15 protein-coding genes are annotated in these 10,015 nt (G+C 36.9%); 8 read left to right on the forward strand and 7 right to left on the reverse strand.

Annotated features, from left to right (window positions below):
• Nucleotides 1-62: 62 nt before the first annotated feature.
• Nucleotides 63-248: a YhzD family protein gene (locus BFL01S_RS16990; RefSeq protein ID WP_061786415.1), complete on the reverse strand. Its 186-nt coding sequence runs from the start codon at nt 246-248 to the stop codon at nt 63-65.
• Between the two features lie 300 nt (nt 249-548).
• On the opposite strand from BFL01S_RS16990, the gene BFL01S_RS16995 reads away from it, so the two are divergent.
• The 4 genes from BFL01S_RS16995 to BFL01S_RS17010 all read left to right on the forward strand — a co-directional run bounded on the left by BFL01S_RS16995 (nt 549) and on the right by BFL01S_RS17010 (nt 4,030).
• Nucleotides 549-1,448, forward strand: a complete 900-nt coding sequence (locus tag BFL01S_RS16995; RefSeq protein ID WP_025907792.1) for an ABC transporter ATP-binding protein — start codon at nt 549-551, stop codon at nt 1,446-1,448.
• On the forward strand, nt 1,441-2,688 hold the full coding sequence (locus BFL01S_RS17000; RefSeq protein WP_061786416.1) for an ABC transporter permease: 1,248 nt from the start codon (nt 1,441-1,443) through the stop codon (nt 2,686-2,688). The genes BFL01S_RS16995 and BFL01S_RS17000 overlap by 8 nt, the downstream gene beginning before the upstream one ends.
• A 147-nt stretch (nt 2,689-2,835) precedes the next feature.
• On the forward strand, nt 2,836-3,777 hold the full coding sequence (gene yhaM, locus BFL01S_RS17005; RefSeq protein ID WP_061786417.1) for a 3'-5' exoribonuclease YhaM: 942 nt from the start codon (nt 2,836-2,838) through the stop codon (nt 3,775-3,777).
• A 70-nt stretch (nt 3,778-3,847) separates the two neighbouring features.
• Nucleotides 3,848-4,030, forward strand: a complete 183-nt coding sequence (locus tag BFL01S_RS17010) for a sporulation YhaL family protein (protein ID WP_025907789.1) — start codon at nt 3,848-3,850, stop codon at nt 4,028-4,030.
• Nucleotides 4,031-4,087: 57 nt separating this feature from the next.
• Here BFL01S_RS17010 and BFL01S_RS17015 read toward each other — a convergent pair whose 3' ends face one another.
• Nucleotides 4,088-4,981, reverse strand: a complete 894-nt coding sequence (locus BFL01S_RS17015; protein WP_061786418.1) for a peptidylprolyl isomerase — start codon at nt 4,979-4,981, stop codon at nt 4,088-4,090.
• Nucleotides 4,982-5,247: 266 nt separating this feature from the next.
• Here BFL01S_RS17015 and BFL01S_RS20155 point away from each other — a divergent pair, with 266 nt between their 5' ends.
• Complete coding sequence (locus tag BFL01S_RS20155) at nt 5,248-5,340, forward strand: YjcZ family sporulation protein (RefSeq protein WP_076513325.1); 93 nt, start codon at nt 5,248-5,250, stop codon at nt 5,338-5,340.
• 40 nt (nt 5,341-5,380) lie between these two features.
• Nucleotides 5,381-5,470 carry a YjcZ family sporulation protein gene (locus BFL01S_RS20160; protein WP_076513324.1) on the forward strand — a complete coding sequence of 30 codons (90 nt, stop codon included), beginning with the start codon at nt 5,381-5,383 and terminating at the stop codon, nt 5,468-5,470.
• 38 nt (nt 5,471-5,508) lie between these two features.
• Here the strand turns inward: BFL01S_RS20160 and BFL01S_RS17020 are convergent, their stop codons facing one another.
• Nucleotides 5,509-5,688, reverse strand: coding sequence for a hypothetical protein (locus BFL01S_RS17020; protein ID WP_025907787.1), 180 nt, complete (start codon nt 5,686-5,688; stop codon nt 5,509-5,511).
• Between the two features lie 311 nt (nt 5,689-5,999).
• Between BFL01S_RS17020 and BFL01S_RS17025 the strand changes: the two genes are divergently transcribed.
• Nucleotides 6,000-6,344: a DUF1878 family protein gene (locus BFL01S_RS17025; protein ID WP_025907786.1), complete on the forward strand. Its 345-nt coding sequence runs from the start codon at nt 6,000-6,002 to the stop codon at nt 6,342-6,344.
• A gap of 3 nt (nt 6,345-6,347) precedes the next feature.
• On the opposite strand, the gene BFL01S_RS17030 is transcribed toward BFL01S_RS17025, so the two are convergent.
• From BFL01S_RS17030 to serC, 4 genes are all read right to left on the reverse strand, one after another.
• On the reverse strand, nt 6,348-6,947 hold the full coding sequence (locus tag BFL01S_RS17030) for an HTH-type transcriptional regulator Hpr (RefSeq protein WP_025907785.1): 600 nt from the start codon (nt 6,945-6,947) through the stop codon (nt 6,348-6,350).
• A 130-nt stretch (nt 6,948-7,077) separates the two neighbouring features.
• The gene (locus tag BFL01S_RS17035) at nt 7,078-7,452 is read right to left on the reverse strand and encodes a YtxH domain-containing protein (RefSeq protein ID WP_061786419.1); all 375 of its coding nucleotides are present in this window, start codon (nt 7,450-7,452) and stop codon (nt 7,078-7,080) included.
• A 166-nt stretch (nt 7,453-7,618) separates the two neighbouring features.
• Nucleotides 7,619-8,143 (reverse strand): tryptophan transporter, encoded by a 525-nt coding sequence (locus BFL01S_RS17040; protein WP_082802775.1) that lies wholly within the window; start codon nt 8,141-8,143, stop codon nt 7,619-7,621.
• A 116-nt stretch (nt 8,144-8,259) separates the two neighbouring features.
• A complete protein-coding gene (gene serC / locus BFL01S_RS17045; RefSeq protein WP_174521199.1) occupies nt 8,260-9,351 on the reverse strand; it encodes a 3-phosphoserine/phosphohydroxythreonine transaminase in 1,092 nt (363 codons plus the stop codon).
• Between the two features lie 222 nt (nt 9,352-9,573).
• On the opposite strand from serC, the gene BFL01S_RS17050 reads away from it, so the two are divergent.
• Nucleotides 9,574-10,015 (forward strand): GNAT family N-acetyltransferase (locus tag BFL01S_RS17050; protein ID WP_061786421.1); only part of this gene is annotated, 442 nt, incomplete at its 3' end.

Below are 10,015 nucleotides of genomic sequence, written 5' to 3' on the forward strand. Positions count from 1 at the left end.
GGAACAGCTAGTGTTCGTCTTTTAAAAGCAATCATTTTGTTATGTCCCAAACTGTTTTTATTTTAACGATGAAATAATACAAGCTTCCCGTTAGCTTGTACGCATCGGTGCGTTTTTTCATGGTAATTTAGCTCCGTTAGTTTACTCATTCCAATTTCTTTTGCATCACGTTCACTTGCAGCTTCAAACGTTTCATCCAATAGTTTTTCTCCGTCTTTTTCAAAAACTGTTAGCGTATACATTGTCATGAAGACCTCTCCTTTAGAAAATGGATATCTGTTCACTTTATTAAAATTCGAAGTTTATATTGAAAATTCCTGCTTCGGTTTACAACTACATAAAATTTCCATACAATAAGAAGTAGGTCTAACTGAGTGATTTTTTCAGCACGTCGCCAAGGATAAGTAGATTAGTAAGTGATAAAAACATTTAAACTTCGGTTTGTTTAAAACTTTTTATTCATTTCTATTATCCTGTTTCTTTACTGGTGACTAGGCTGTTGGTTCAAGAGATAGTTAGCGAAGTAATTTATTAAAAGGAGGAGAAATATGTCTCTGTTATTGACGGATGTGTCAAAGCAATACGGCTCATTTACAGCCGTGAACAATTTATCGTTACATATTCCAAAAGGTGAGATATTTGGATTTTTAGGGGCTAATGGTGCAGGGAAAACAACAACGTTTCGAATGGTATTAGGCTTGATTGAACAGTCGGCGGGAACCATTACGTGGAAGGGTGCACCGATTACATATGAAACAAGCAATATCGTTGGTTATTTACCAGAAGAGCGAGGGTTGTACCCAAAGCTAAAAGTGCGAGATCAGCTTGTTTATCTTGGTAAACTACGAGGGATGAACAAGAATGATATTTTAAAAGAAATGGATTATTGGTTGAAGCGTTTTAACGTACCTGACTACGCCAATAAAAAAGTAGAAGAGTTGTCAAAAGGAAATCAACAAAAAATCCAGTTCATCGCATCAGTGATTCACCGTCCAGAACTGCTTATTTTAGATGAACCGTTTAGCGGGCTGGATCCAGTTAATGTTGAGCTCCTCAAGTCAGCGGTCATTGATTTAAAAGAGCGAGGAACAACAATCGTCTTTTCAAGTCACCGTATGGAACACGTGGAAGAACTTTGTGAGCATTTATGCATCATGCACCATGGTCAGCCTGTTGTGCACGGCAAGCTAGGGGACATTAAACGCTCTTTTGGTAAGAAGAATGTTATCGTTCACGGAGAAGGTCCATTTGAACGCTTAGAAGCTGTAGATGGAGTTGTCAAAATGAAACAAACGGTTGAAGGTGTTAATCTGCAAATCGAGAATGAGGATGTCTCTCAAGCTATTTTCAAAGAGCTGGCAGACTTTTCATTTGTGCGAAAATTTATTGTAGAAGAACCTTCTCTAAATGATATTTTCATTGAAAAGGTAGGTGCTTCGTATGAATAAATTTTGGATCATTGTAGCGCATACGTATTTAAACAAGCTTAAGACAAAATCGTTTATCATTACGACTGCTATTACAGTCCTGCTTTTATTAGGAATTACGAACTTAGATACAATTATTAAAGCATTTGATAATGACGAGCAAACGACTGTGGGAGTTCTCAGTGAATCCGAAGAGGCGTACAGCACATTCAAGGAAAATATGAAACTCATTGATGAAGACTTAGCGCTAAAAGAAATTAAGTCGGAGTCAGAAGCTAAGAAACAGGTCAAAGACGAAGAGATTGAAGGGTATCTTCAGCTATCAATCAATAGCGAAGAGCTACCACAAGGTGTTTACAAGTCAAACTCTTTAGCAGAATCTGCGGTTGCGACGTCCTTACAGCAGGGACTTCAACAAATGAAAGTTGCTTATGCTACCCAGAAGGTCGATTTAGACCCTCAGCAGATTGAAGAGATTTATAGTCCAGTTGCATTTGAAAAAGAAGCGTTAGTAGATAATGCCAAAACAGAGGAAGAACTAAGTCAAGCTAGGGGACTTGTGTACGTCTTACTGTTCGTTATTTATTTCTCCGTTATTATGTACGGCAGCATGATTGCGATGGAAGTTGCAACTGAAAAGTCATCACGAGTGATGGAAATTCTCGTGTCCAGCGTTTCTCCAGTAAAGCAAATGTTTGCAAAAATTACAGGGATTGCGTTATTAAGCTTGACTCAGTTTACAATTATTGCTGCGGTCGGCTATATGTCTTTACAAGGAAGTTCCAGCGAACTTTCTGATTTCCTAGGGTTTTCAGATGTACCGATTCAGACGTTTGTGTATGCATTCGTTTTCTTTATTCTAGGTTATCTCTTATTTGCAACCCTAGCTGCGTTTTTGGGGTCGCTTGTTAGCCGTATTGAAGATGTACAGCAAATGATTACACCGATGACGCTTGTAATTGTAGCAGCATTTATGATTGCTATGTTTGGTTTAGGGAAGCCTGAAGCGTCATTTATTACTATCACGTCATTTATTCCGTTTTTTGCACCAATGATTATGTTTTTGCGTGTTGGAATGCTAACAGTGCCAGTGTGGGAAATTGCGCTTTCCATTGGCTTACTCGTTGCAACCATTGGCTTACTCGCTGTGTTTGGTGCTCGAGTTTACCGAGGTGGCGTTTTGATGTATGGAAAATCTTCATCGTTTAAAGATATTAAAAAAGCACTTCAGTTAACAAAGAAAGAATCCATAAAAAAATAAGAACAGAAAAAGGCATGAGCTCATATCGTAGTGAGTTCATGCCTTTTTCGGTCGAGTCGTGCATTAACGAAGTGATGGTGTTAAAATAAATGTAAAGGAATGACAGGTTACAGCGAGAATAGACGCGTAACGTAAGGAGGAACTGACATGGCAAAAGGAATTGGCCAGCATGAAGTAGGCGAACAAGTGGATTTATACTTTTTAATAAAATCTTCAACAAGAGGAATTGCAAGTAACGGAAAGCCGTTTTTGACGGTAATCTTACAAGATAAAACAGGCGATATTGAAGCGAAGCTATGGGATGTATCTCCTGAAGATGAAGAAACGTATGCTGCAGAAAAGATTGTAAAGGTTGCAGGAGAAGTAATGAATTATCGCGGTAGAAATCAGTTGAAGGTGCGCAACATTCGCCCAGCACAGCCGCAAGATGGAGTTCGAGTTTCTGATTTTCTAGAAGTAGCACCATTATCTCGAGAAGAAATGGTTGAATATATTACACAAAGCATCTTTGAAATGAAAAATTCTAATATTCAGCGCCTGACGCGTCATTTATTGAATAAGTATCAGTCAGAGTTTTTAGAATATCCAGCGGCAACAAAAAATCACCATGAATTTGTCTCAGGTTTGGCTTATCATGTTGTATCGATGCTTAAGCTTGCCAAAACGTTTGCTGACTTATATCCATCATTAAATCGAGATTTATTATATTCTGGCGTTATTTTACATGACTTAGGAAAAGTATTTGAGCTTTCTGGTCCTGTTTCAACAACCTATACGGTTCAAGGGAATTTATTGGGACATATTTCAATTATGGTGAATGAAATTGGGAAAACAGCTGAAGAGTTAGGTATTGAAGGTGAAGAAGTTATGCTTCTTCAACATATGGTTCTATCTCACCACGGGAAAGAAGAGTGGGGGAGCCCTAAAAAGCCGCTTATTAAAGAAGCAGAAATGCTCCATTTAATTGACAACGTCGATGCTAAAATGAATATGTTAGATCGTGCTTTAGACAAAACAAAGCCAGGTGAATTTACAGAGCGTATCTTTGCATTGGACAATAGATCATTCTATAAACCAACAGTTGAATAAAAGTATCAGTCATATCCGAGACAACTTGTACATATAGTGGTTGTAAATAACGGATGTGGAGGATGAAGAGATGGTAACATTACCGATTTGGATTTATTTAGTTGTAGCAGGTATCTTTTTTAGTGGATTTATGGCCATTCGCTCTGCACAGCAAGAAAAGCACATTGATGAGTCATTTATTGAAAAGGAAGGTCAAATTTTTATTGACCGGATGAATGTAGAAAAAGAGCGCCGCGAAGGCAATTCAATCTAAGCACATGAATAAGAAAAGGGCCGTTCCTTCGAACGGTCCTTTCTTTGAGTTAAGTTATTAACCCTGAGCATTTGTGCTATCTGTTTTTTCAAACGCAGGCTCAACCTTTTTATCTTTTACATCTACATTTGCATCTTCAAGCTCTTTTAACAGCTTTTCTTCTAGCTTAGCTTGGTCAACTTTTGAACGCTTAATCTCTTGCTCTAAGTCAGCTTTCATATCCTCAAAAGAAGCTAATTTCTTTTTATCTTCTAGCTTAATGATGTGATAGCCGTAGTCTGATTTAACCGGCTCACTAATTTCGCCTTTTTTAAGCTTGTAAGCAGCAGTTTCAAACGCTTCTACCATTTCGCCAGCACCGAAATATCCAAGGTCTCCACCTTTTTCGGCAGAACCTGTATCAGTTGAATATTCCTGCGCTAATTTTGCAAAGTCTTCACCTTTATCAAGCTTAGCCTTTACTTCTTTTGCTGTTTTTTCATCTTCAACTAGAATGTGACTAGCTTTAATTTCAGGCTTTTTCGCTTCATATGCTTCCTTTAATTCCTTTTCTGATACTTTAATATCAGCTGTTGCTACTTTGTCACGTAAAAGGTCTACTTTAAGCATGTCTTTTACGGAATCTTCACCATTTTGCTCAATAGCTTGGTCAATTTGATCTCCGTATTGTTCACGAAGATTGTCTAACTCTTGATCAAGTTCTTTATCAGTAATTTTATATTTTTCGCTAAGTACTTTTTCATCTACTACATTGCGCACTAAAGTGTTGAATTGGTCTTGACCAATTAAATTCTTCATTTCCTCATATAGTTCACCTTGAGTCACGTTTCCTGCATCAGTTTCAACAATGACTTTTGCTGAGTCACCTTTTGATTCTGAAGCATCGCTACTACAAGCTGATAATGCTACGATACTTGCAGCAGTTGACAGCGCAATTAAGCTTTTTTTCATATGTACACACTCCTACTCTTTGTTTTCATATAAAGTGTAATGATAGTTCACTCATACGTTTTACTATACCATATTTCTCAAATTTAACGAAATGAATATGGAAATAAAGTGAAAACAAGAATAAAAAGTAATTATTTCCCTTAATTAAATCCGTTCTGAAAGTAAGAAATGCAGAAATAATTATTAAAATCGTGATAAACGCCTAGACGCTTTAGAGTGTTCATGCATAACATGCAGTATTAGTAAACGAAGGAGGTGCTCATATTATGAGTCATGGATATGGATATGGAAACGGTTTTGCGTTATTAGTTGTGTTATTTATTTTATTAGTAATTATCGGATGTGCTTGTTACTACTAATAACACCAGAGACTGTAGGAGATGAAGGAGGAAGAAACAAATGGGTAAACATGGATATGGAAACGGCTTTTCTTTAATTGTAGTCCTGTTTATTTTACTAGTAATCATCGGCTATGGCTTAGCATACTAAGCAATAAAGTAAAACGCGGTGACTGGGTTCACCGCGTTTTATGTGAATAATACCTCAACATAGGAAGAGATCAATAAAATTGTAATTAAAATATTAATTGTACGAAATACCTTTGGTTGCTTCTCTTCAGGAATTTCTTTTTGTAGACATAATGTATTTGTTAGTGTATTAATGTAAAATAAAATAAATAAAGCAAACGGTATAAAGAATATGTACATAAAGTAGAATCCCCCTAAAATCGACGTCAATTATCTGGACTATACGTAGTTTATCTAATGAGAAAGTAATATCTAGCGAGTAATGTCAATATTAACATTACCAAAAAATAAGGAAAATAGATAGAGATTCGCTAAAACTTCCTGTAAATTGCGGAAGAACTGTCGAAAATAAGGGGGTATCGAAATGTCCTTGCGAAATAAAGACAAGGCCGTTGAAATGCATTGTAACATAAAGAATTATTTGGAAGAAAGGGTTCGAATCATGTACAATATGAAGTAGGGACATGAACGGTGAAGGAGTAGAGTAAAGGATGGAAACTTTAGAATCTAGAGTGTCACGTTTAGAATACTACATAAAATTGCTAGCTGGAACGCCTGAGCAGGAAGCAAAGCCATTTATTGAGCTCGTTGTTAAAGAAGAGCTAACGAGAAGAGAAGTAGAAGATGTTTTACTTCTATGCGAAGAAATTAAAGAGGTGTACATTGAGCAAAAAGCGGAAGGCTTAACTGACTTCGTTCCGCTTCTTACACAATTTGTTGGAATGCTTAATTATAAGCTGGACCCGCAGGAAACAATCGAGTCTTTACTGAATCAAAGCTCGTATCAAGATGTAATGACAGAGCTTTTTAATATCGTGCAATGGATTCGTGACTAGTTCTTAATTAGAAATGCTTTCTTTTTGATCAGTCACGATTTTTTCTCTTTTTTCTAGCTTGCCATCGTTATCAACAAACTCTTCTTCAATGTGATGAAATGAACGTTCGAAAATATCCATGAAGTCTTCCCCATAAATTTTACGGATTACGGTCATTAGTTCCATAAACTCTGGAAATTTGCCATACAAGTTTCGAAGGGGAAGAGCACCATTAAAAACAGAATTCTCGGATGGCTTGTAGTTCTCCATTAAAGCTAGTAAAATATCTTCGCCCTTTTGCGTTAGTTGAATGTAAGTGTTGCGCTTATCGGTTTCTTTTTTTGAAAATTCCAACAATCCTCTTTCTTCTAACTTTTTAGAAAAGTTAAACGCTGTTGAAACATGCATTACCCCAAACTTTGCAATCTCTGAAATTGATGCCCCGTTTAAATGATATGAAATCCATAGAATATGGTGCTCATTAATATTTAAGTCATAGGGCTTAATCCACTGCTGCCAATCTTTTTCTACGGTCTTCCACAGTGCTTTGCTTAATTGGGCAATACGTTGGCTAAATAAGAGTGCTTCTTTCAAATCATACACTTGATCACTTGTTTTTTTCATTTTCTCCCCACCTACTTTAGCGCAATTGCTTTTTTTATTTATCTTCTATTATGCCAATAAAATAAAAAATTATAAAGATGTAAATTTACGAAATTTTAAAAAATTAAATAAAGGAGGTAAAAAACCTCCTTTATTTCCCTTCAATTTTGGTTGTTTGTATGTGCTTTTCTAGGTGTGAAAGTGAATCTTCAATTTCATTTAAGTGTGATTGGATGGACTGCTGGTGTGGACGAATGTCTTTTTGGAATTCGTTGAGCGTTTTTGAAAGGTCTTTTGCGATATTTTTCACTATAGTATTTCCATCTTTAGCAGTCGTTTGAATCTGCGTTTTAAGATGTTTAATCTTTCCAGAGATGTCTTCTTTTGTTTCTTTTACTTGATGACTTTCTTGCGCAATGCGTTGGCGCAATGTTTTACCTGAAGTAGGGGTTAGCAAAAGCGTTGCAGCCGCTGCGGCAATGCTCCCAGCCGCAATGCCTGTAAAAAGGGAGGTAGTACGTTTCATAAAATCACTCCTATATATTATTTCTTTTTATGAACAAAGTTGTTCATACTGACATCATCTAACTTTTTTAAGAGTCAAAGAGTTTATACTGTATTATGTTTCCTAACCGTTAAGAAATAAACCTGCTAAATACAAAAAGGGCCCGCGTGGTACAGGCCCTTTCAAATCATGATACTTTTGCTGAAATACTTGTGCGCTTTAGTACAGAGTTTACGATCGGGTACACCACAACCATAACAATGGTATTTACAACCGTTGCAGGTAATACAACGCCTACAATTAGCGCCATTAAACCACCTGGTAACCCAACGATAAGTGCTGCTGCTGACAAGAAAATAATGCCTGATACAAGTGTACCAACCGCTGTTAGAGCGGCAGCTACAGGTGTCTTCACTGTTGTAACGTTATGAACAAGAAGTAATAAACCAAAAATAATAAAAGCAGTGATTGGTTTATCAATGATGTTTGGCACTTGCCCACCAGGGAATCCTGTTGTTAAGGCAGAAATAGCACCCGTTGTTAATCCAAGCAGTAAAACGTTTTTGACCCCAGGGAATAGTAAAATACCTAAGAACATCATGGTTAACATCATGTCTGGCTTCATACCAAACAAGACAGGTGGCATAATCGCATGCAGTACGGCACCAATTCCAACTAATAAAGATAGTGATACTAATGTTTTTGTGTTCATTTCTCATCTCTCCTCTTCTAAGCTAAGCTCTAAATATACCAATAGTGCGCCTGTGCCTATTGCATATATTTATAGACTAATTATAACATAAATCTGTGAAAATAGAATCAATCAGTTTACGCGTGAACGGATGCAAATTCATCCATAAATGCCGCTAATGCTTGACATGCTTCTAGTGGAACAGCGTTATAAATAGAAGCACGGCAGCCGCCTACAGAACGATGTCCCGCTAAGCCAACAAAGCCTTGTTCTTTTGATTGTGCTAAGAAAGCAGCGGTTAATTCTTCATTTGGTAAAGTAAACGTCACGTTCATTAGTGAGCGGCTATCATTTGTTGCATGCGGTGTGTAAAAGCCATTTGACTTGTCGATGCTAGAATAGATTAACTCTGCTTTTTTCTTATTATTTTCTGCAACTACTGTGACGCCCCCTTGTTCTTTGATCCAGTCTAAAACAAGAGATAGCATATAAATACCAAACGTTGGAGGCGTGTTATATAATGAGTTGCTTTTAATATGCGTATTGTAATCGAGCATAGTTGGTAAGTTTGCTGGGATTCGCTTTAACAAGTCTTTTTTAATAATAACAACGGTTACGCCGGATGGGCCTAAATTCTTTTGAGCACCGGCATAAATCAAGGAGAACTTAGATACGTCGATTGGACGGCACAAAATATCGCTTGACATATCCGCGATTAAATCAATGTTTTCAAATTTTGGATATTCAGCCCACTGTGTGCCAAAGATTGTATTGTTAGATGTGATATGCAGATACGCGGTGTTTGAAGGTAGAGCAGCGCGATCTAATGTTGGAATTGAACGGTAATTTTCTTCTTTAGTAGACGCAACAACCGTTGTTTCACCAACTTTTTTAGCTTCTTTTAATGCTTTTTCCGACCAAGCACCAGTGAGCACAAATGCTCCTACTTGATCTTTTCCTAAAAAGTTCATTGGAATCATTGAAAACTGAAGGCTAGCTCCGCCTTGTAAAAATAAAATTTCATGTGTGTCTGGGATTGAAAGTAGTTCTGTTAATGTTTCTTTTGCATGGTTCAAAACATTTTCGAATTCTTTGCTACGGTGAGATAACTCCATTACGGACATGCCCGTCCCTTTAAAATCCGTTAGCTCTTGTTGAGCAAGTTGTAAGACAGGTAGGGGAAGTGCAGATGGTCCTGCGTTAAAATTGTAAGCACGTTTTACTGAAATCACGTTAATTCCTCCTCAGATTTTCACATTCATCACAGACTGTATCTTGCTTCTTTGTCAGAAAGAATATCACTATACTATCATGAAAATAATTTAATGTGTGAAAACTTTTGAAAAATTTTAAGTAATCAGTATAGAAAATAAAAAACGTAGGAATGCGTGACAAAAGGTGTTAAAATCGATAAATACATAAAATATCTAAACAGGAAGAAGGTTATCATCTTGACGTGGCATATTAAAACATTTGATCAGCTGACAACGCATGAGCTATATGACATCTTACAGGAGCGTACTAGGGTATTTGTTGTTGAACAAGAGTGTGCTTATTTAGAGGTGGATGGAAAGGACCAGGCTTCTTATCATTTATTTAAAGTGGAAAATGCGCAAATCATTGCATACATCCGTTTAATGCCTAAAGGAGTTAGCTATCAAGAAGCTTCATTTGGTCGCGTCCTTGTTCACTCAGATTATCGAAAAACAGGGATGGGAAGAGAGTTAGTTCAAAAAGGATTAGCGTTCTTAAAGGATCAAATGGGAGAAGAGGTTGTAAAAATTCAGGCACAAAGTCACCTGCAGCATTTTTATGAATCATTTGGGTTTTATGCGATTTCAAACGTGTATGATGACGACGGGATTCCGCACGTAGATATGATTAAAGAAGAGA

Source organism: Priestia flexa NBRC 15715 (assembly GCF_001591565.1).
GTDB lineage: Bacteria > Bacillota > Bacilli > Bacillales > Bacillaceae_H > Priestia > Priestia flexa.

Excerpts from the sequence above, each read along its gene's own strand:
- BFL01S_RS17015 (WP_061786418.1), bottom strand. The coding sequence starts at position 4,981 with ATGAAAAAAAGCTTAATTGCGCTGTCAACTGCTGCAAGTATCGTAGCA.
- BFL01S_RS16995 (WP_025907792.1), top strand. The coding sequence starts at position 549 with ATGTCTCTGTTATTGACGGATGTGTCAAAGCAATACGGCTCATTTACA.
- BFL01S_RS20155 (WP_076513325.1), top strand. The coding sequence starts at position 5,248 with ATGAGTCATGGATATGGATATGGAAACGGTTTTGCGTTATTAGTTGTG.
- BFL01S_RS20160 (WP_076513324.1), top strand. The coding sequence starts at position 5,381 with ATGGGTAAACATGGATATGGAAACGGCTTTTCTTTAATTGTAGTCCTG.
- BFL01S_RS17000 (WP_061786416.1), top strand. The coding sequence starts at position 1,441 with ATGAATAAATTTTGGATCATTGTAGCGCATACGTATTTAAACAAGCTT.
- BFL01S_RS17020 (WP_025907787.1), bottom strand. The coding sequence starts at position 5,688 with ATGTACATATTCTTTATACCGTTTGCTTTATTTATTTTATTTTACATT.
- BFL01S_RS17030 (WP_025907785.1), bottom strand. The coding sequence starts at position 6,947 with ATGAAAAAAACAAGTGATCAAGTGTATGATTTGAAAGAAGCACTCTTA.
- BFL01S_RS16990 (WP_061786415.1), bottom strand. The coding sequence starts at position 248 with ATGACAATGTATACGCTAACAGTTTTTGAAAAAGACGGAGAAAAACTA.
- BFL01S_RS17035 (WP_061786419.1), bottom strand. The coding sequence starts at position 7,452 with ATGAAACGTACTACCTCCCTTTTTACAGGCATTGCGGCTGGGAGCATT.
- BFL01S_RS17010 (WP_025907789.1), top strand. The coding sequence starts at position 3,848 with ATGGTAACATTACCGATTTGGATTTATTTAGTTGTAGCAGGTATCTTT.
- BFL01S_RS17025 (WP_025907786.1), top strand. The coding sequence starts at position 6,000 with ATGGAAACTTTAGAATCTAGAGTGTCACGTTTAGAATACTACATAAAA.
- BFL01S_RS17040 (WP_082802775.1), bottom strand. The coding sequence starts at position 8,143 with ATGAACACAAAAACATTAGTATCACTATCTTTATTAGTTGGAATTGGT.
- yhaM (WP_061786417.1), top strand. The coding sequence starts at position 2,836 with ATGGCAAAAGGAATTGGCCAGCATGAAGTAGGCGAACAAGTGGATTTA.